The sequence below is a fragment of the Chryseobacterium sp. Tr-659 genome (assembly GCF_011752975.1).
Classification (GTDB): domain Bacteria; phylum Bacteroidota; class Bacteroidia; order Flavobacteriales; family Weeksellaceae; genus Chryseobacterium.
The window spans coordinates 305,082-327,928 of the sequence record NZ_VWWP01000007.1 but is presented as its reverse complement, the minus strand read 5'-3'; the positions used below and the strand labels follow the sequence as shown (position 1 = coordinate 327,928).

13 protein-coding genes are annotated in these 22,847 nt (G+C 36.9%); 11 read left to right on the top strand and 2 right to left on the bottom strand.

Annotated features, from left to right (window positions below):
- Positions 1-5: 5 nt before the first annotated feature.
- From kdpC to F3J23_RS16380, 4 genes are all read left to right on the top strand, one after another.
- The gene (gene kdpC / locus F3J23_RS16395; RefSeq protein WP_167031402.1) at positions 6-563 is read left to right on the top strand and encodes a K(+)-transporting ATPase subunit C; all 558 of its coding nucleotides are present in this window, start codon (positions 6-8) and stop codon (positions 561-563) included.
- 67 nt (positions 564-630) lie between these two features.
- A complete protein-coding gene (locus F3J23_RS16390; RefSeq protein ID WP_185156469.1) occupies positions 631-1,716 on the top strand; it encodes a porin in 1,086 nt (361 codons plus the stop codon).
- A 273-nt stretch (positions 1,717-1,989) separates the two neighbouring features.
- Positions 1,990-3,099: a sensor protein KdpD gene (locus F3J23_RS16385; protein WP_167031399.1), complete on the top strand. Its 1,110-nt coding sequence runs from the start codon at positions 1,990-1,992 to the stop codon at positions 3,097-3,099.
- Between the two features lie 5 nt (positions 3,100-3,104).
- A complete protein-coding gene (locus F3J23_RS16380; protein ID WP_167031396.1) occupies positions 3,105-4,820 on the top strand; it encodes an ATP-binding protein in 1,716 nt (571 codons plus the stop codon).
- A 304-nt stretch (positions 4,821-5,124) separates the two neighbouring features.
- On the opposite strand, the gene F3J23_RS16375 is transcribed toward F3J23_RS16380, so the two are convergent.
- Positions 5,125-7,626: a T9SS type A sorting domain-containing protein gene (locus F3J23_RS16375; protein WP_167031393.1), complete on the bottom strand. Its 2,502-nt coding sequence runs from the start codon at positions 7,624-7,626 to the stop codon at positions 5,125-5,127.
- Positions 7,627-7,824: 198 nt separating this feature from the next.
- Entirely contained in the window at positions 7,825-9,831 is a 2,007-nt protein-coding gene (gene ligA / locus F3J23_RS16370) for an NAD-dependent DNA ligase LigA (protein ID WP_167031390.1), read from the bottom strand.
- A 323-nt stretch (positions 9,832-10,154) separates the two neighbouring features.
- Here ligA and F3J23_RS16365 point away from each other — a divergent pair, with 323 nt between their 5' ends.
- The 7 genes from F3J23_RS16365 to prmA all read left to right on the top strand — a co-directional run bounded on the left by F3J23_RS16365 (position 10,155) and on the right by prmA (position 22,663).
- Positions 10,155-13,241 carry a TonB-dependent receptor gene (locus tag F3J23_RS16365; protein ID WP_167031388.1) on the top strand — a complete coding sequence of 1,029 codons (3,087 nt, stop codon included), beginning with the start codon at positions 10,155-10,157 and terminating at the stop codon, positions 13,239-13,241.
- Between the two features lie 158 nt (positions 13,242-13,399).
- The gene (locus F3J23_RS16360; RefSeq protein WP_167031385.1) at positions 13,400-14,146 is read left to right on the top strand and encodes a glycerophosphodiester phosphodiesterase family protein; all 747 of its coding nucleotides are present in this window, start codon (positions 13,400-13,402) and stop codon (positions 14,144-14,146) included.
- Between the two features lie 474 nt (positions 14,147-14,620).
- The gene (locus F3J23_RS16355; protein ID WP_167031382.1) at positions 14,621-17,584 is read left to right on the top strand and encodes a SusC/RagA family TonB-linked outer membrane protein; all 2,964 of its coding nucleotides are present in this window, start codon (positions 14,621-14,623) and stop codon (positions 17,582-17,584) included.
- An 11-nt stretch (positions 17,585-17,595) separates the two neighbouring features.
- Positions 17,596-19,044 carry a SusD/RagB family nutrient-binding outer membrane lipoprotein gene (locus tag F3J23_RS16350; RefSeq protein ID WP_167031379.1) on the top strand — a complete coding sequence of 483 codons (1,449 nt, stop codon included), beginning with the start codon at positions 17,596-17,598 and terminating at the stop codon, positions 19,042-19,044.
- 69 nt (positions 19,045-19,113) lie between these two features.
- Positions 19,114-20,676: a calcineurin-like phosphoesterase C-terminal domain-containing protein gene (locus tag F3J23_RS16345; RefSeq protein ID WP_185156470.1), complete on the top strand. Its 1,563-nt coding sequence runs from the start codon at positions 19,114-19,116 to the stop codon at positions 20,674-20,676.
- Between the two features lie 251 nt (positions 20,677-20,927).
- Positions 20,928-21,641, top strand: coding sequence for a 3-ketoacyl-ACP reductase (locus tag F3J23_RS16340; RefSeq protein ID WP_167031373.1), 714 nt, complete (start codon positions 20,928-20,930; stop codon positions 21,639-21,641).
- 194 nt (positions 21,642-21,835) lie between these two features.
- Positions 21,836-22,663, top strand: coding sequence for a 50S ribosomal protein L11 methyltransferase (gene prmA / locus F3J23_RS16335; protein ID WP_167031370.1), 828 nt, complete (start codon positions 21,836-21,838; stop codon positions 22,661-22,663).
- The last annotated feature ends 184 nt before the right edge of the window (positions 22,664-22,847 follow it).

The window sequence follows — 22,847 nt, the reverse complement described above, 5'->3', positions numbered from 1 at the left end:
AAAAAATGAAAAATCATATTGTTTCAGCATTCAGACTAACTCTCGTGATGCTGGCTGTTGTAGGTGTTTATCTGATTTTCGTGTATGGAGGTTCCAAAATATTACCTACCCAGGGAAATGCAGAGATCATTAATTATAAAGGGCAGAAGTTCTATGCTAATATTGGTCAGGAATTCAAGTCGGATCAATATTTTCAGGGCCGTCCTTCATCAGTTAATTATAATGCTGCCGGAAGTGGAGGAAGTAACAAAGGACCAAGTAATAAAGAATATCTGGAAACCGTAGAGAAAAGGATTGATACTTTAAAAATGAAGAATCCTGAAATGGGAAATACAAAAGTTCCTGCAGAGCTTGTTACCGCAAGTGGAAGCGGACTGGATCCGGACATTTCTAAAGAAGGTGCGTTATATCAGGCAAAGAGAATTGCCAAAGTGAGAAACCTTTCTGAAGAACAGATCAAAAACTTAATCAATACACAGACTGAAAAACCCCTTTTAGGACTTTTCGGTCCGGCAAAAATCAATGTCTTAAAGCTGAATATAGCTTTAGATCAATTAAAATAGTAATTCAATAATCAATAACCATGTCAAAGTTTAAAACCTTGACATGGTTAATATCCTCTCAACTAACGTGAAAAAATATCTAGTTATAAGTGCATTATTGGGAATTTTTTTAGCCAAAGCACAATCATCGGATTCATTAAAAACAGGAAATAAGGTTACATTTTCCGCATATGCAGAACTTTTCTATACCTATGATTTTGATAATCCGAACAGCCATCTCCGTCAGAATTTTTTATACTCATACAATAGACATAATGAAGTAAATTTGAATCTTGGACTAATAAAAGCAGCCTACCAAACTGAAAATGTACGTGCTAATCTGGCTTTGATGGCTGGAGCTTATGCACAGGATAATTTGGCAGCTGAGCAGGAAGGACTGCGATATATCAATGAAGCCAATATTGGAATCAAAATTTCAAAAAATAAGAATCTTTGGGTAGATGTGGGAATTATGCCCTCTCATATCGGTTGGGAAAGTGCCATAGGAAAAGATAATATCAACCTGACAAGAAGTTTTGCAGCAGAAAATTCTCCTTATTTCGAAACCGGAGCTAAAGTTTCCTATACCTCGGATAACGGGAAATGGTTTTTAAGCGGTTTGGTGCTGAACGGGTGGCAGCGTATTGCAAAACCGGAAGGCAATCAGAGCATTTCTTTCGGGCATCAGGTCACCTATAAACCTAATGATAAAATAACCCTGAACAGCAGTTCATTCATCGGAAATGATAAAGTAAAAGAAGACAAAAGAATGCGTTATTTCCATGATTTGTACGGAAGCTTTCAGTTAACGGACCGGTTTTTAGCTTTGCTTGGCTTTGATATCGGTGCAGAACAGAAATCGAAGGGAAGTAATCAGTATAATATCTGGTACAGCCCGAATGTTCAGATGAAATATCAGCTGGATGACAAATGGGCATTAGCCGGAAGACTGGAATATTATAGCGACAAAAACGGAGTTATCATCAATACGAAAACACCTAATGGATTTCAAACTTTCGGATACTCATTGAATATAGATTATGCAGTGTTTAAAAATGTGGTTTTCCGTACAGAAGCCAGAGGTTTTACTTCCAAAGATGCCATTTTTGCAAAAAATGATGAGTTTAAAAAAGGAAACTTCTTTATTACATCAAGTCTTGCAGTGTGGTTTTAGTAAAGAAAAAATAGGCTGAAGGCCGGGAGAAGGGATTCTATTTTAAATAATTTAAATGGTCTTATCAAATAGTTAATAGTAACTTAGAGATAACTTAAATGCTTAAAAGACAGGATGACACATCTTCAATATTCATAAATCTTTGAGTTGAAGATGTGAAATTCTCCTCCACTGGAGGGGTGACGAAAATTCAAAGAATTTTTGGCGGGGTGGTTAAAAGCTTCGTAACTCCATAAAAAATATAGTAACTTAATATTGTAAAATTAATCATCAATGTCATCAGCGAAACATTTTTTAGAACTGATTCAGAAGTCCCGAAAAGGTAAATTCAAAATTTATATCGGGATGAGTGCAGGCGTAGGAAAGACTTTCCGGATGCTTCAGGAAGCGCATTCCCTGTTAAGAAACGGCATTGATGTAAAGATAGGATATATTGAAACCCACGGCCGGGAAGAAACCGTAGCCCTGGTAGAAGGTATCCCGGAAATAGATAGAAAATCAGTTTTTTATAAAGGAAAGAACCTTGAAGAAATGGATCTTCAGGCTATCATCAATGAACATCCTGAAGTGGTTCTTGTTGATGAACTGGCGCATACCAACGTAGAAGGTTCCAAAAATAAAAAAAGATGGCAGGATGTCCTGGAAATATTGGATAACGGAATCAATGTTATCAGCGCCATGAATATCCAGCATATTGAAAGCTTAAATGAAGAAGTAAAGAAAATTACAGGCGTAGAAGTTGCGGAAAGAGTTCCCGATAAGATTCTGGCACTTGCTGATGAAGTAGTTAATATAGACCTTACCGCCGATGAACTGCTGACTCGTCTGAAAGAAGGAAAGATCTATAAAAAAGAAAAAATTCAGACGGCACTCAGTAATTTTTTCCAAAGCGGACATATTCTTCAGCTGCGTGAACTTGCCTTAAAAGAAGTAGCAACACACGTTGAACGAAAGGTTGAAACTGAAATTAAAACAGAAAATTTTAAACCCATAAAATTCCTGGCCTGTATCAGCAGTAATGAAAAAATTGCGAAAACAATTATCAGGAAAACGGCCCGGTTAGCCAGTTATTATAACAGTCCGTGGACAGTTTTATATATTCAGAAACCCTCAGAGAATCCTGAAAAAATAGCACTGGATAAACAACGGTATTTGATTAATAATTTTAATTTAGCGCAGGAATTAGGAGCGAAAGTCGTCCGGATCAAAGAAAACAGTGTTCATCATGGAATTCTGGAATATGTGATTGCCCATAATATCACTACGGTCTGCATTGGAAAACCTCATGCCAGATTCTGGCAGCGGCTGCTGGGGTACAGCTGGATCTATACCCTTATGAACAGATTGAATGAAAGACAGATAGATATTATTATTTTATCTTAAAAGTAATGAAACTTAAAACAAAACTCACCTTAGGCGTAGGCCTTTTATTTCTGCTGATTGTTCTGCTTTCAGTGATAGGTTCTGTATATATCAACAAATTAAAATCTGATACTGAGAAAATCCTTACCGCCAATTACAACAGCTTGGAATTCTCTAAAAATATGCTTCTGGCACTAGATAATATCAGTACAGACAGTACAGTTGCCATCGCCGATTTCCAGAAAAATAACAAACTTCAGGAAAAGAACCTCACAGAATTCGGAGAGAAAGAAGCAACCCAGAATCTAAATCTGCATTTCAACAGCTATCTTGAACAGCCGTCTCCCAATAAAGAAAAGCTGATCCGGGAAGATCTCGCTAAGATTATGTCTCTCAATATGAAAGGGATAGAACGTAAAAGTGATATCGCGATTATTACAGCGGAAAATGCTACTTTCTGGATTGTGAGCCTGGGAACCGTATGTTTTCTGATTGCATTTATCCTGCTTTTTAATCTACCCCAAACCATTGCGGAACCAATTAATCAGCTAACATTTAGTATCAAACAGATTGCAGCTAAAAATTATAGCGAAAGGGTTCATTTTAAAGGAAGCGAAGAGTTTAGCAGCCTTGCAGAATCATTCAACAGTATGGCGGAAAAACTGCAGGAGTACGAAAGCAGTACACTTTCAAAACAATTGATGGATAAAAAAAGGATCGAAACGCTGGTGAATAATATGCATGATGCGGTTATTGGCCTCGATGAGAATCACTTTATCTACATGATCAATGATGAAGCCTTGAAAATAACCAATCTCCACAAAGAAGAAATTATAGGAAAAACTGCCCACGAAGTTGCAGTTAATAATGATCTGATGCGCGAATTGCTGAAAAATATCGATCATCCGGTAAAAGAACCCATCAAGATCGTGCGTGACAATAAAGAGAATTATTTTGAACAGGATATCGTCCCTATTAATATTGTAAAAACCGGAGAGAAAGAGAAGAAATATATCGGAAAGGTTATTTTGTTACGGAATATTACCCCGTTCAAAGAACTGGATTTTGCAAAAACCAATTTCATTGCCACCATTTCCCATGAATTAAAAACACCGATCTCTGCCATTAAAATGGGAGTTCAGCTGCTTGGAAATCAAAAATTCGGAGAATTGAATGAACAGCAGCAGGAATTGCTGAAGAGCATCAATGAAGATGGACAACGCTTATTGGATATCACTGGTGAATTATTAAATCTTTCCCAGGTAGAATCAGGGAACATAAGACTGACTGTTGAAAAGTGCTCCCCAAAAGAGATTGTTCAGACCGCAGTAAAGAATGTTGAGAAACTGGCTGAGCAGAAAAACATCGTAATCAATACAGAATATCTCCTGCAGGAAAGCGATTTTGTGACAGCTGATTTTGATAAAACGGTCTGGGTGATGAATAATTTCCTTACGAATGCTGTGAAGCATTCCTTTCAGGATGAAAACATCAGGATTATAGTGGAAAGAATGGAAGGATTCATTCAGTTCAGTATTGTAGATACGGGAAGCGGGATTGATGAAAAATACCACCGTCAAATCTTCGACCGCTATTTTCAGGTCCCCGGAGAACATCAGAACGGAACAGGACTTGGCTTAGCCATCTCCAAAAATTTTATTGAAAAGCAGCATGGAGAAATTGGTGTGAAGAGTTCCCTGAATCATGGAAGTACATTTTATTTCAGGCTGCCGGTTGCATAAGGATTATTGTTATATTTGAATGAGAAAATCAAATATTTTCTTATTCAAAAACTTGTAATTCTATTCTTTTAAAATCGATGGATCCTTTTTCTATTTGCCTTTGGCTGTTTTGGTATTCAGGAAGGAAAAGATATTCTTGAATATTGGATTCTCAGAAATAAATCTAAAACGTTTTAAACCCAATAAACTGATTCTATATGATATAAGTTTATGAGCGAATCAGTCTACAAGCGGAAGAAAAAAAATAGTAAAATAAAAAGGCAGCGAATAAACTTTCGCTGCCTTTTTTATATGGGTTTTATGTTTAATCTTTAATAAACTTATGTACCGTTGCTTTGTCTTTTGTGAAAACTTTGATGATATAATTTCCTTTAGAAAGTCCAGAAACATTTACTGAGTTTTCTTTTACAGGAGTTGAATTGATAATTCTACCCGCTACATCATAAATTTCAGCTTTGAAGATTTCCTGTTTGGATTTAATATATAAAACCTCTTTTACAGGGTTAGGATAAACAGTGAAACCTTCATCATTTTTGTTGATTTCTGCAGTGGCCAAAACCGTATTCTGAACCTTGGTAGTGAAGGTATTGGTAATAATCGGGTGATTATAATCGAAATAGATTTTCGCCGTATTGCTGAAAGTATCACCAAGATTCAGTGTAGATTTTGTCTTGATCTTGAATGAAACATATCCGTCATTAGTCGCATTATCAAAAGGAAGCTGAATATTTTCAAAGATAAATTCAACCACATTAGGGCTGCTGATTCTGGTAACAAAATTATGGCTTCCGTTCATTGCTACAAGAGAGGAGAGATCAAACTTCGCAGTATCAATTTCGTCCTTAACTACAATATTCTGTGCATTGGCAGTTCCTGTATTTTCAAACCTGATCAGATAATGTACATAATCTCCCACCTGAGTCTGGGTAATGGAAGTTCCTTCCAGACAGGTTTTATCATTCGGATCAAAAGAATTGACAACCGTTTGGTTTAATGTGAAATGATTATCTGCCGGTGTTTCATCAACAGCTCCGTTAGCTTGGAGAGTGTATTGCAGAACATCACCACTATTTAACGGTGGAGTTTCTATTGGTGAGTTTAATTTTAAAGTAACAATAATCTCTTTTGTTTGAAACGGAAGAAGATTGGTGAAGTTCCAGTTTAATGTTCCTGCTGATTGAGCGTTTGGAGTAAGGGTAGCACTGATATAATCAGACGTAATATCATTATAGTTAAATACTAAAGCCCCGGATTGGGCCGCATTTCCTTTATTTTTACAAATGATTTTATATTTTGCCTGAAAACCTGGTGAAGCAGCTGTTAAAGGTACAATAATCGCTTCCAGATCATTATGAATTCCGTTGGCTGTTAAACAGAAATTTTGAGTTAATGGGCTTGCCTGTGCAGGAAAGTTTACAGTCAAAGTACTTGGAGATATTGTCCAATATGTTGGATTCTCTGAAATTGGGGTAATCGTATGAGTTCCCGCCTGTAAAGGAATAGAATAATTTCCTGAAGCATCAGCAATCATATTTCCTGAAACAGATCCGCTCGTAATCGAAAACTTTTGGAAGGATTTGTTAATATCATTGGTATCGCAGCCATTGTTGTCAATATCATATTTTGTATTGCCGATAACCTTATAGAAGGTACCACCCGGAGTGAATGAGCAGTAAGAATTTAAATTGATAGCATTGAGAGAATAAATAGATAAATAATTGCTGATGGCAGCAAAATCATCATTGTCACAACAAATATATTTAAGATTAGGATTGTTGTTATTAATATGGAACCAGGAGGCAACATTCAGTACGGTTCCTCCGCTTTTCAGATTAATATTTTTTAGAAGAGAATTGTCATAGATCGTTATATTTTCCAATAAAGGATTCATACTCAAATCCAGTGTGGTAAATTTATTGTTTACCGTTGCAAACTGTCTTAATGCTGAAAAAACCGAAAGATCGATAGCCGCTAAATTTGTAGATTGTATGCCAAGAGAGGTTATGTTTGTAGTATTGTTTAAAGATAGTGTAGAGAGTGGGCATTCTGAAAGATAAACAGTATTTAAATTTTGCAAATTATCCAACTGAAGTGATGTTAAAGAAGTACAATTATTAATTCCCAGATTATTCAGATTCGTACAGCCGGTGAAGTTAATATTGTTTGTTAAAGGGCTGTTTCTTATTTGAAGCCATGCCAGAGAACTCATATTACTAAAATTCAAAGATTGAATGCTGGTCCTTGTTATCTCTAAAAAATCCAGATTAGGACAAAGGCTAAGATTAATGCTGCTTATGGGCTGAGTTGAATTCAAGTTGCTGAGAAGCAGTTTTTTCAACGAATTACTTTGCAAGTTGTAATTCGTAATATTATTATTCTCAGAAGACATAGTAGCTAAAGATGTACAGCCTGTAATATTCAGAGATGTTAATTGTGGATTACTGCTTAGTGCTAAAGCAATAAGGGTGGTCATATTACTTACATCAACAGTAGAAATCGAAGTTCCAAAGAGATATAGCTCTGTTAAATTAGTGAAACTTTTAATACCTTCTATTGATTGAATACTGGCTCTGTTTCCATAATAAAGATCAGATAGCCTTATCACATTATTAGCTTCACTTTGCTGTATAATACCATCGTTATTGGTGTCAACGGGAATACTGTTTCCATATTGATCTTTTGCGTAGCCATTGCTGTAATTGGCTGCTAACAAAAAGTTCTTAAAAGCTGTATCGGGAATACTCACAATTTGAGCCTGAAATACAGTAAAAACCATCATGAAGATGATTAAGTAGATTTTTTTCATGGATTAGTTTATTAAGTTTTAGTTTTTTCTATTTGATTTCAAACAGAAAGCAAATGTAAACTTTTAAAAGAATACTTTATTATTTTTTTTAATCTTGTCTTTTTATTTGATTTTTAATGCTTTATAGTGGTGATTAATAAAAAAGGCTGTGAAATTCATCACAGCCGATATCATTTTAATGATCAGATTATTGCTTTCTTATTGCTTTTCGATCAGATCCAGAAATTGCTGCTCATCAAGAATATGAATTGTTCCAATATCCTGGGCTTTTTTAAGCTTACTTCCTGCTTTTTCTCCAACTACAAGATAGTTCAGGTTTTTAGATACTGCAGAAATATTTTTTCCGCCATGCTTTTCTACCATTTCTTCGGCAGATTCTCTGGTGAATAGCGATAATTTTCCGGTGAAAAGGAACGTTTTTCCTTCCAGAACATTCGATAAAACCTCATTGGTGCTTTCTCCCTTTTCAAGCTGTACACCATAAGATTTCAGACGTTCTATCATCAATATGTTTTCAGAATTCTGGAAAAATTCAACGATGCTTACTGCAATTTTTGCTCCGATATCTTCTACCTGACAAAGCTCTTCTGCCGTTGCATTCTTTAATTCTTCAATCGTTGGGAAATTCTTTACCAGCTTTTTGGCAACCGTTTCTCCCACGTGTTTGATTCCGATTCCATATAATACTTTTTCAAACGGTATTTCTTTAGACTTTTCAATTCCGGAAATAATGTTCTGGGCAGATTTTTCAGCCATTCTTTCCAGCGGAAGAAGTTGTTCCTTTGTTAAAACATAGAAGTCGGCAGGATTTTCAATCAATTTCTCTCTGTAAAGCTGTTCAATGGTTTCACTTCCGAGATTTTCAATATTTAAAGCCTTTCTGGAAACATAATGAATCATTCTTCCTACAACCTGTGGCGGGCAGTGAAGTTCATTCGGGCAGAAATGGATGGCCTGATCTTCAATTTTTACAAGCTCCGTTCCACATTCAGGACAATGTTTGATATATTCTATCTCTTTACTTTCTTCAGTCCTTTTATCTGTATTAACACCTACAATTTTTGGAATGATCTCTCCGCCTTTCTCCACATACACAAAATCATGTTCATGCAGATCCAGCTTTTTGATAATATCCTCATTATGAAGGGAAGCCCTTTTCACAATAGTTCCTGCAAGTAAAACCGGCTTCAGGTTGGCAACAGGAGTAATAGCACCTGTTCTTCCCACTTGGTACGAAACGCTTTGAAGTTCCGTTTCCACTTTTTCCGCTTTAAATTTATAAGCCATCGCCCATCGCGGAGACTTCGCCGTATACCCAAGCTGTCTCTGCTGCTGTAATGAATTTACTTTTAAAACGATCCCATCAATCTCGAAAGGAAGATTATGACGTTCCGTATCCCAGAATGTGATAAATTCCTTCACTTCATCCAGTGTCTTGCATAATTTTGCCTGCTGAGAAGTTTTGAAGCCCCAGCCCTGAGCTTTCTGAAGCAGTTCCCAATGTGTTTCTGCCGGAACTTCCTCGGAAATAAACTGATAAAGTACAGAAGAAAGCCCGCGCTTTCTTACCTCAGCACTGTCCTGCATTTTTAAACTTCCGCTTGCTGTATTTCGTGGATTCATGAATGGATCAAGACCTTCCTCCTCGCGTAGTTTATTAATTTTGTCAAAGTTTTTCCTGGTCAGATAAATTTCCCCACGCATAAAGAACTGAGCCGGAAAATCACCCTTTAAAGTCAAAGGAATATCTGAAATTGTACGTACATTCGGAGTAATTTCATCCCCCTGGAAGCCGTCACCACGGGTGACCGCCTGTACCAGTTTTCCGTTTTCATAAAGAATGGAAATAGAGGCACCGTCATATTTCAATTCAGCTACAAATTCTACCGGATCATTTATGGTTTTGATAATTCTTTTTTCCCAGTCTTCCAGGTCATCAAAATCATAAGAATTGTCTAATGAATACATTCTGAATTTATGCTGAATAGTCGGGAAAACTTTCGTAATTCCACCTCCTACACGTACAGTAGGCGAGTTTTCATCATAGAATTCCGGATGCTTTGCTTCCAGATCCTGAAGCTCCTCCAAGAGCATATCAAATTCATAATCTGTAATGGTAGGAGTGTCCAGAAGGTAATAGTTTTCGTTATGTTGGTGAAGCTCTTTACGGAGCTGTTCTATCTTTTGTTGAATGTTTTCAGACATTGCTTTTATATCTTTTTAGCAAAAATAATTAAAGTAATCGCATTTAAAAAATAACTGAATTAAATAGTTCAGGAAAATTAAAAATACGTAATACGCTTCAACAAACTGGTTCTGTAGAGAATAAAATAAGTGTTTAAAATAATTTAACACAACGTTTTGATTTAATTAAAAAAATGTTAAAACTTTCTTAAACAATTGGCCTTTAAAGTCAAAATACCTTTGCACATCTAATAAGAAGAAACCTTACATGAACTATCAATATGAAAATCAATGAGGTTCTTCAACAATCACAAAAAAATTAATAATAAAGATCTTCGGAAGAAATGAAAAAAGTAAAGATTGTACTGGGATTATTGTTTTTAGGGCTTGGAACAATGGCTTATGCACAGACCACTCAGGCTTCTATTGTAGGGAAAATAACCGGGCCGGGAAGTATGGCTCAGGAAAAAGTGAAAGTAACGATTGTGAATGAGTCTACAGGATTCAGAACAGAAACGGAAACCAACACAAAAGGAGAATATATTTTTAAGGAAATTCCTCTTGGAGGGCCTTATACGGTTATTGTGAACGATGACAGAAAAGAAGGGTACAATGTTAACTTCGGAGATCAGGTAACGGTGAACATGAATCTGGGAGCAGAGAAACATATTGAAGAAGTAAAAATTACCGGAAACCTTAAGAATAAAATTGGAAACCTGGGCGCAGCCACATCTATTTCTGCTAAAAATATCAGTATACTTCCGGTGAACGGGCGAAACTTTGCCAACCTTGCGGAGCTTTCTCCACTAAGCGGAAAAGGAGGAAACCTGTCCGGGCAGCTTGGCTCTTCCACCAACTTTACAATTGACGGGATGACCGCAAAAAACCCTACTTCTGCCGGATCTACCACCAGCCGGAGCGGGGCTCCTTTCTCTATTTCCATTGAAGCGGTACGCGAATTTAAAATTACGACCAACCAATATGATGTAACACAAGGAAGAAGCGGAGGTGGAACCATAAGTGCAGTTACCAAATCTGGAACCAATACATTTTCAGGAAGTGCCTGGGAATATTTAAGAACAAACTGGCTTTCCAGCCCTTATGATATCAGAGGAAATAAAAGGCAAAATGATTTCTCTACTTCGCAGTTCGGATTTTCATTGGGCGGGCCTATTATCAAAAATAAATTACATTTCTTCGCAGCATGGGATCATCAATTGGATTCGAGGCCTTTGATCATTGCAGATATCAAATCTCCGGATGATGAGAAACGATTCAATACAACAACACAAACACTTAATCAGTTTCTGGATATTGCAAGAGCAAAATATGGAGTAGGAAATACCCCGCAATTCGGAACTTTTGATAAAGTGAGAAACTCAGATGCTGCATTTTTACGTTTAGATTGGCAGATCAATGAAAAGCATTTGTTGACACTTAGAAATAACTTCACGTACGATCTTAATAAAAACGGGCTTGGTGATAATACCAATATCAATTTCTTCGAATCTTACGGAAACGACAAGAACCTTGATAACAGCTTGCTATTGACCTTAAGATCCAATCTTCAGTCTAATGTAACGAACGAATTAAAAGCACAGTATCTGTATACTTTCCAGGATAGCTACCAAAACAGCGAATTAGGAAAGCCGGTTCCAAGGGCAATTGTAGAAGGAGTAGCTTCAAGCGTGGGATCTACCAACATTCAGATTGGCGGGCATCGTTTTGCGCAGGAGAGCTTTAGAAATAATGTATTCCAGATTGTAGATAATTTATATTACAACACAGATAAAGTAAAATATACATTCGGAGCAGATCTGATGTATACAACAGCAAAATCTGTATACGGAAGTGAAGTGAACGGGAGATTTCATTTTCAGGGGATGACGAATTTCGATAATCTGACCCCATACAGATTCTACAGAGAAGTTCCTTTGATGGCAGATCCGTCAGTAAGATCAAATATCTGGAATATTGGGATATACGGACAGTTTCAGACTAAAATTGCAAAAGGTCTTGATTTGATGGCTGGTGTAAGATTAGACTATGGCGGTTATCCGAAAGCAGAACTCAACCAGAAACTGTTTGACGAAATGGGAATCAGAACCGATAATAAGATCAAGTCGTTTGTAGTTCAGCCAAGATTTCAGTTTGACTGGAACATCAATGAAGGAAATAAAGATTTTCTTAGGTTCGGGGCCGGAGTATTCTCTTCTGATATCAACAATTATATGATCATTAATAATCTTGTGTTCGATGGGAAGCACCTTGCAACCGTAGATGTTAATCCTACAGCTATTGGTCTTACACCAGATTTTAACAGCTATAGAAGTGATTATGGTACCGTACCTACATTAGCTAAGTATCAGATTCCTACAATCAATTATACAGGGAAAGATGCAAAGATCCCGATTGTATATAAAGCAAATATTTCCTACACCCACTTCTTCAATGAAAGATTCCGAGCTGGAATCTCAGGATATATGGCATTGGGAAGAAACAACTATTATTACTATGACAGAAACATGGTGGCCAACCCTTTCTTTACATTGGCTAATGAAGGAGGGAGAGGGGTGTTTATTCCTACAAGTGCCATTACCAATAACAGTAATAACAGTGTAAGTTTTGACTGGAAGGCAGGAAGAATTAATCCAAACTTCGGTAGAGTGCTGGAATTGGTAAGTGATGGTAAAGTAAACCAGTTTTCATTTGTTATAGATACAAGTTACCGTTACTGGAAAGATGGAGAAATTACCGCAAGTTATACCTGGTCTGATATCAAAGACAATACTTCTTATAACGGAAACGTAGCTAACTCTGCAACATTGTCTACCATGATCCAAAGTGATCCGAGGGATTTAAGAATGACGTATTCTGATAACCAGTTCCGTCATAAAGTAGTGATCTACGGTAACTCGCCTACTATTGCCGGATTTACATTGGGAATCAGGTATTCGGGAATCGGAGGAACCCGCTTTTCTGCTACAACAGGGGGGAACATCAATGGAGACTTTGTAGATTCCAATGACCTGGCTTATATTTTCCCTAATATCGCCCAGACTATTTTGGATGATCCGCAGGTAGGACAGGCATTGAAGAATTATATCAGCGAATACAACGGAAAAATTGCAGAACGTAATGGAGGTAAAAACGGATTCTATGGAGTATGGGACGTTCGTGTGGCCAAGAAAATCAAATTTGATAAAATAGGGGCATTTGAGCTTTCCGTGGATATTTTCAATGTAGCGAATCTCCTTAATAAAGAATGGGGAGTAAACAAATCATACGGAAATACCTCTCTGTATAAAGTTACTAAATTCAACAAGGAAACAATGCAGTATGAATATGCCAAAAATATCAGTGGAAGCGGTCTGGTACCTTTATCAGGAAACCCTTATCAGATACAGATTGGTGCAAAATACAGCTTTTAATTATTCTTAAACCACAAAAGACGTTAGAGGTATAAAACCCGATTGATTTCAATCTTAACCTTAATCTAAAAATCCTTTACGTCTTTGTGGTTTACATTTTTTAATAACTACCTTTATCAAAAGTTTCAGGACTTTGTCTTAATTATCTAAATTATATTATGAAAAATTTTATCTTAGGGTTAGCAGTTTTAAGTACAGTTTTGATGAAAGCACAAACCCAGATCATAGCCCACAGAGGGTATTTCCAGGCTCAGCCTCCTACAACGGAAAATTCTCTTGCATCTTTGGAAAATGCCCAGAAGTTAAAAGTTTATGGGTCAGAATTTGATGTAAGAATGACGAAAGATGGAATATTGGTAATCAATCATGATGAACATCATGGTAAAATGGAAATTTCAGAAACTTCATTCAAGGAACTGGAGACACTGAAATTATCTAATGGTGAAAAGTTTCCTACCTTAAAAGATTATTTAAAACAAGGGAAAAAAGATTCGTCCGTAAAACTTATCGTTGAAATTAAACCTGCTAAAACTCCGGAATTGGAGAATGAGATCACTCAAAAAACGATCAAAATGATCAAAGATATGAAGCTGGAAGCTCAGAGTGAATTTATTTCTTTCAGCCTGAATATCTGTAAAGAGATCAAAAAATTGGCTCCAACCTTCAAAGTACAATACCTGAACGGAGAATTATCACCGGAACAGATTAAGAAAGAAGGGTTGGATGGTATGGATTATCATTACAGTGTTTTCCAGAAAAATCCTACCTGGATAGGGGAAGCTAAAACACTGGGACTTATCACTAATTCATGGACGGTAAATGACGTTGCCGTATATGATGAATTAAAAAAACAAGGAATCGGATTTGTAACAACGAACATTCCTGAACAATTGAAAAACAAATAATAGAGTAAACCCTTTTGTTAGAACAGTAAATTCCCTCATTCCGATCAGATATCTAAAATTTAAAGAATTTTTGGCGGAATGTGTTTACAATATTATTAAACCGGAATTATAATAATCAATATTTATAAGGTCTGCCTTTCTGTAAAGGGCAGGCCTTTATTTTTTAAGGGAAAATTCCCATTTTTTAGAGAGTACAGGCAATAGTGAATTAGTTGGAATATTGTAACTTATTGTTTAACAATTGTTTGTATTTGTTTTTGTGGTATTATCTCACACAAAGACAATAAGATACACAAATATAGCTGTGAAAAGGCATTAAAAATCCTTAATTCTTTAAGCGGTTGTTAACCAGTTTTTTATTCAATGTTATTAAGGATACGTTAATATATGATTTAATAAATTTTTAAAAAATGTTAAAATAGTATTAAAATCATACTCATAATGACATTTTAATTTTGCGCAAACAAAAATGAAATGCGTAAAGAGACACAAAAGTTGTTGGTTTTGTCACTGTTAGGATTAATCAGCGTCAATCTTGCAGCTCAGCAGAAAGCTAAAAAAGACACTATTAAAGGAATCGATGAAGTGGTGGTAACCGCTTTGGGGATTAAAAGACACGACAGGGGTTTAGGTTACGTTGCTGAAAAAGTAGAAGCCAAAACATTTGAAGAAACCCAGAATAACAACTGGGCACAATCTATGGAAGGAAAAGTAGCCGGCCTTAAAGTTCAGACCGCCGGGGCAGGGCCTCTTGGAACTTCCAGAATTACTTTGAGAGGAGAAAAATCCATTATGATGGATCACAACTATGCATTGATTGTAGTAGATGGTGTGCCGTTAGGAAATTCTACAACAGGTTCCGGTACGGCTGCATATGGAGCAGGTTCTGGTGGAGATGTTCCTATTGACCTTGGAAACGGACTGAACAGCATCAACCCGGATGATATTGAATCTGTAACCGTTCTGAAAGGGGCTTCTGCCGCCGCACTATACGGGTCCCGTGCTGCCAACGGAGCTCTAATGGTTACCACAAAATCAGGAAAAACAAAATCCGGAAAACTGAGAGTGGCCTTTAATTCGTCTTCAAGTTTTGACTCTGTATTAAAATGGCCGGACTGGCAGTATGAATACGGGCAGGGAACACTGGCCGTAAATCCAGCCGGGAATTTCTACTATTCTTACGGTCTTTCCACAGACGGACCGAGTACCGGCGGTACAAGTAGTGCTTTCGGACCTAAGTTTGCCGGGCAATACTACTTCCAGTATGATCCTAATGTGATGGGGCAAAGTAAAGAAAGACAATTATGGAGACCTTACGAAAATAATATCAAAGGCTTCTGGAGAACAGGTTCCACCTACTCAAACAGTATTTCAGTAGAAAGCTCAACCGATAAAACCAGCTTCAGAACATCACTTACCTATCTTAATAATGAGTGGATGATGCCCAATACAGGTTTTGACAGGTTCAATTTCGCTCTGTCTTTTGCGCATCAGCTAACTAAAAAACTAAAAATATCTACAAAATTTGCTTATAACACTACTACGAGTGATAACCTTCCTGCGACGGGATATAACAACCAGTCGATTTCTTATTTCATGATCTTCCAGAATCCCAATGTAGATCTTGAATGGTATAAACCGATCTGGAAACCAGGGCAGGAACAGGTAGATCAAATCCATCCATTCAGTTCCTATATTGATAATCCTTATATGATTGCTTACGAAATGCTGAATGGAGTCAGAAAAAAGACAATTACGGGAAACATTACTGCAGATTATCAATTCAATAAAAATTTCAGTTTAATGCTGAGGTCGGGAATTGAAATTCTGAATGAAAAAAGAACCACAAAAAGGCCCTGGAGCTCTGCCAACTATCTGAAAGGCTTCTATCGTGAACAGTTTATCAAAAATCAGGAATATAACAACGACCTTTTATTTTCTTATAAAGCAGACTGGAATAAATTCAGTATTTCCGCATCTGCCGGAGGAAGTATCCGTTATAATGAATATTTGATGACTGATTATCAGGCGATCGGATTAAAAACTGCCGGTGAATATAATCTCACTAATGCTCTTTCGATTCCTATTAAATTTCCGGTGCCCAGAGATAAACATGTAGACAGTGTTTACGGATTGCTTACGCTGGGATATGACAATAAAATATTTGTAGACGTTACCGGAAGAAACGACTGGAGCTCAACTCTTCCTAAACAAAACAGATCATTCTTTTATCCTTCGGTAAGTACCAGTTTTATTCTTTCGGATATTTTTAACCTGAAAAGTAATAACCTGAATTTATGGAAACTGAGAGGTTCATGGGCCAAGGTAGGAATTGACAGCGATCCGTATCTTCTGGATAACTATTATACGGCAAGCAATATAACAGGAAGTGTAGTGGCTCCAACTACCTTTAACAACCCTTATCTAAAGCCGGAGAAAAATACCAATATTGAAGCAGGTATGGATTTCAGTCTTTTCAAAAACAGATTGAACCTTAATCTTACTGCGTATCAGAATGTCAGTGAAAACCAGATCATCCCTGTATCTCTTCCTTACGAAAGCGGATATTCAAAAAGGGTAATCAATGCAGGTAAAATCCGAAACAGAGGTCTTGAACTTTCAATGGATCTCTTAGCGGTAAAAGGTAAAAACTTCTCATGGAAAGTTGGTGGAAACTGGTCTACCAATGAAAACAGAGTAATGACTTTGCCGGATGGGTTTGACGGAATTGTTTCTAATATAGGAGATGTTGTATTTTATAAAATGGAAGTAGGAGGCTCGCTTGGAGATATGTACGGCTTTAAGCTCCTAAGAACTCCGGACGGAAGAGTTATCTACGGTGATAATGGACTTCCCGGAAGGCCTGCAGATATTGAAAAAGTAGGAAATGCATTCCCGAAATGGAGAGCAGGTCTTCAGAATGACTTTAGAATTAAAAACTTTACGATAAGCTTCTCATTCGACGGCCAGTATGGTGGTATTGCCTATTCTCAGTCACACCACAAAATGTCCGAACAAGGTAAGCTGAAATCTACCCTTCCGGGAAGAGATAATCCTGGCGGAATGATTGTGGGAGATGGTGTTGTCCAGAACTCTGACGGATCTTTCAGCCCAAATACAAAAGGAGTAACGGTATCTTCTTACTACGGAGATTATTACAGAAGAGCCAATGTAGAAACCAACAGCTTTAGTACAGATTTTATTAAACTGAGAGATGCAAGAATAGCCTATTCTTTCCCGAAAGAGACCATAAAATCCTTAGGCCTGGATGATCTTACGCTGGCTATTTTCGGAAAGAACCTCTGGATGTGGACCAAGTTTCCGCTGTTTGATCCTGAAGTTGCTACTCTGGATAATGCAACCATTACTCCAGGAGTGGAAATGGGGCAGCTTCCTGCGGCAAGAACCGTTGGTTTTCAGTTAAATTTTAAATTCTAAAATCTAAAAAAATGAAAAAAATAATTATAAACCTGGCGTTGGCTGTTTCTGTTTTCATGCTTCAATCCTGTGACAGAACATTTGAAGAGATCAATACAGACACCAGTAAGATCAAAGATCCTTCTGTAGGAAGTCTTTTGGCACCTATTCAGTATGAAATGGGAAGTTATGGATATAACAGAGCAGATGATTTCACTTTTGATATTATGCAAATCGCTTTAGACTTTCCGAACGAAGGGAACTCTTACAGCAGATATTATATGGATGAGAAAAGCGGAAACGGATACTGGAATAATTCATATAAATGGCTGAAGCAGGTAAGCGACCTTAGAAAATATGCTGCGAAAGAACAAAACAATAACTACCTGGCGATATCAATGGTTCTGAACGCATGGATCGCTTCCAACCTTACCGATGCTTTCGGAGATGTTCCTTTATCTGAATCTGTGAGAATTGATGAAGATATTTTAAGACCTAAATATGATAAGCAGAAAGACATTTATATTCAGTTGTTAAATGATCTGAAAACAGCAAATTCATTATTCAATACAACACAGGCCTTATCTGAAACAGATTTATTTTATAATGCCAATACAAATAGCCAGACAGGAATTTTGGGATGGAAAAAGTTCTGTAATTCACTTTCACTAAGACTTTTGACCAGAATTCTCAGCAGAAACGGCGAAGTAAATGTATATGAAAGGATTCAGGAAATTGTTAATAATCCTGCGCAATATCCTATTTTCCAAAACAATACCGACAGTGCGGTATTGCCAATTTCGGGGATATCTCCATACCTGCCTCCAATAGCCCGTCCACAGGACTTTACGGCATATAGAGCCGCAGGGGAGTTCTTTGTAGGTGCTATGAGAGATAATAATGATCCGAGATTAAGTATGTTTTTCACCAAAGCCAAAGCTACAACAGGTGAAGATCTTGGATACAAAGGAGCTCCATCCGGATATGCTTTAGGAACAGCTTTCAATTATCAGCCTTCCAATCTTAATCAGAACCTGGCAAAAGCACCCTTAAAGATTTTAATTATGACCTATTCTGAAGTTCAGTTTATTTTGGCAGAATTGGTAAACAGGGGAATTGTTGCGGGAAATCAGCAGACTTATTACGAAACAGGAGTAAAGTCAATCATTGAGCAATGGGGGGCAACGGTTCCTGCGAATTATTTCAGTAATGCCAAAGTAGTCTATGATGGTACTCTGGAAAAGCTGATGCTTCAGAAATATATATCGTTGTTTTTTGTAGATCATCAGCAATGGTATGAATACAGACGTACCAAGCTGCCAGTATTACCTAATAACGGAGGGCTTCAGAATGGAGGCCAGATGCCTGTAAGATTTATGTATCCTACCACCACAAAAGTCATGAATACTGATAATTATAATGCAGCGGTACAATCAATGGGAGGAGATAATATCAACGTAAAAATGTGGTGGAATAAATAATAAACTGGATTTAAAAATTGAAAATAATTTAAAAATTAAAAGATAATGAATATCAATATAAAATGTATCATGCCTTGTCTGCTGATTTCAGCAATGGCATTTTCACAAACTTCCGTTTCCGGATATGTATATGAGGACAGCAACAAAAACCAAAAGAAAGAAAACCGCGAAAAAGGAGTTGAAGGAGTAGCGGTTTCCAATGGAGTTCAGGTAGTTCTTACCGATAAAAACGGACGATACAGCCTGCCGGTTCAGGAAGATCAAACGATTTTTGTGATCAAACCTTCAGGATATCAAACGGCTTTAAATGCAAACAATCTTCCGCAGTTTTATTATCATCATAAGCCAAAAGGCTCTCCGGCAGATTTTAAATATAAAGGAGTAGCACCCACCGGAGATCTTCCTAAAGAGTTGAATTTCCCACTGTACAAGCAAAACGAGAATAAGAATTTTGACATTCTTGTTTTCGGGGATCCGCAGCCTTACACAGAAAAAGAACTGGATTATTTCAAGAGAGGAATTGTGAATGAAGTGAGGAACACCAAGAAAAATGCGGTATTAGGAATTAGTCTGGGAGATTTAGTGGGTGATAATCTGAGTCTGCAGAAACCTTATGCAGATGTAATGAAAGAAGTGGGGCTTCCTTGGTATAATGTGATGGGTAATCATGATATGAATTATGATGCGAAAGAAGACCACCTTTCAGATGAAACATTCGAATCAAATTTTGGTCCTGCCAATTACTCTTTCAATTATGGTAACGTACACTTTATCATTTTAGATGATATTCTGTATCCGGACCCGAGAGATGGCAAAGGATATTGGGGCGGGTTTCGCGAAGATCAGCTTCAGTTTATTGAAAATGATCTGAAACTGGTGGATAAGAACAAGCTGATTGTAGTGTCTTTCCATATTCCGCTGGAACATAAAAATGAAGATAATTTCAGAAATGCTGATCGCCAGAAGTTATTCGATTTCCTGAATCCTTTCCAGAATGTATTGCTTTTATCAGCACACACACACATTCAACAACAGATTTTCTATGGTAAAAAAGCTGGCTGGAATGGTATCAAAGAATTACATGAATATAATGTAGGAACCACTTGTGGAGACTGGTATTCCGGAACCCCTGATGATGCAGGGCTTCCTACCTCAACAATGAGAGACGGAACCGCAAAAGGATATTCATTCATCAGTTTTACAGACAATCAGTATAAAGTTAAATACAAAACAGCCGGAAAACCGGAAGATTATCAGATCAAATTGTATATTCCGAAAGTGATTCCTTCATCAAGAACTTCTGCAAAAATACTGGCTAATTTCTTCATGGGCAGCAGCAAAGATAAAGTAGAATACAGAATAGATGGCGGAAAATGGGAAGAGATGGAATATGACGAAACCATAGATCCGAATTTTGCCTTATCCGTTTTCAAATGGGATGCTACAGAGAAAATTTTACCCGGAAGAAGGCCTTCTAATCCTGAAATGTCAAAGCATATCTGGATCGGAGATTTTCCTAAGAAACTATCATTAGGAAAACATAAAGTGGAGGTAAAAGCTGTTGATATGTATGGAAATGAATTTTCAGCTTCAGAAGATTTTGAAGTTCAGAATTCAATTCAGATTCCTTAAGCTTTCATTTTTTTACTATACCTTTTTTTAGATTTTGAAACCGGTTCGTTGGAGCCGGTTTTAATTTTAATCAGCTAGGTATAAAATTTAAACAGGCTCTAAGTGTTTAAAACTTTCCTGACTTTTGTAGGTTAATACAGTATAATTTTCAATGGTCATCTAAAAACCATTAAAAAACTATTAAATCCATGTTTTCACTCTTGCGTAAAAATGTTGTTTCGTAACTTTGTACAAAGAAAAGTATTATTACTATGAATATAAACGGAAAAAATGCCATCGTAACAGGTGGTGGAAGAGGACTGGGGAAAGCTGTAGCATTAGCTTTGGCAAATGAAGGAGTAAACGTTGCTATTACAGGAAGAAATGAAGAAAACCTGAAAATGACGGTTGAGGAAATCAAAAAAGCAGGTGTAAATTCAACATATGCCGTTTTTTCTATGGACAATGAAATTCAGGTAAAAGCCGGAATAGAATCTTTAGCAGAGCAATTGGGAAGTATTGATATTTTGATCAATAACGCAGGAATCGGGGACTTTGGAACTATTGAAAATATGCCTTCTGAAACATGGGAGCAGGTGATCAAGACCAACCTATTTGGTGTATACTATGCTGCAAAGGCAGCCCATCCATTTATGAAAGCTCAGGGAGAAGGAGATATCGTAAACGTAGCTTCTACTGCCGGTTTGAAAGGTGGTCCGAATATGTCAGCATATGCCGCTTCAAAAGCAGCTGTAGTGTCTTTATCACAATCTATGATGGCGGAATGGAGAAAAGAAAATATTCGTGTGATCACTTTAACTCCAAGTACCATTGCTTCTGACATGAGCATACAGGGAGGACTTACAGACGGAAATCCTGATAAAGTATTACAGCCGGAAGACTTCGCAGAATGGGTAAGAGATATCCTGAAAATGAACAGAAGAGCATTGATTGCAAATGGTTCTATTTTCTCTACAAATCCATAAAAAAGTTTACAATTCAAAATTCAGGATTAAGGTCACCAGTAAATAATTGTTACCTTGCCTTGAATGATAAAATTCATTAGGAGCGGGCTTTAGCCCGCTTTCTTTTTACCTTTCACTATTTGGCTTTAGCCAAAACTTACGACTTCATTTTTTTAACAATAATAACATTAGTATTTTTGCAGCAAATTAATCACATGCAAAATTATTTAGAATTCAATTTCAAAATTTCTCCATTACAGCCTTGGAATGAGATATTAATGGCTGAGCTTATTGAGATAGGTTTTGACAGCTTTACAGAAGAAATTGACGGAATTTTAGGATATATCCAGACAGATTTATTTAATGAAGATCAGCTTAATGCACTTCCGATCTTTGAAAATGAATTGGTGAAGATTGAGTATTCTTTCCAGGAAATGCCGAATATTAACTGGAATGAAGAATGGGAAAAAAACTTCTCTCCAATTAATATCGATGATAAAGTATTGATCAGAGCAGAGTTTCATGAGTCTGTACCAGGAATGCATGAAATTATTATCCAGCCTAAAATGTCTTTCGGAACCGGGCATCACCCGACTACCCATTTGATGATTCAGCAGATGATGGATATCGATTTCAACGGTAAAAAAGTGCTGGACATGGGTTGCGGTACTTCTGTATTGGCAATTTATGCAAAACAACAGGGAGCCGGGGAAACGAAAGCGATCGATATTGATGAATGGTCAGTAGAAAATTCAAAAGAAAATGCAGAAAGAAACAATGTTGAACTGGATATTGAGCAGGGAACTGCCGAAAATTTAGGAAAGGAAAACTATGATATTATTTTAGCCAATATCAATAGAAATATCCTGATCTCAGATATTCCAACCTACGTTTCAGTATTGAATGAAGGTGGGAAGCTATTGCTTTCAGGACTGTGTTTCTTCGATGTAGATGATATTCTTGAAGTATGCAAAGAAAGTGGACTTGAGCTGAAAAAGCAATTACAGCGAGAAGAGTGGGTAAGTCTTCTGCTTGAAAAATAATACCAAAAGATTTTTACTTAAATAAATGGGGCCGCTGTATCATTATGATTATAGCGGTCCTTTTTTTTAATCAGTACGCAGCAAATCTGTATAATTTTTATGGGATTCTATTCGTAAAAAAATTCATAGGCTTAAAAACATGTTTATTTTTTGGAAAAAATCAAATAAATTTAAAGAAAAAACA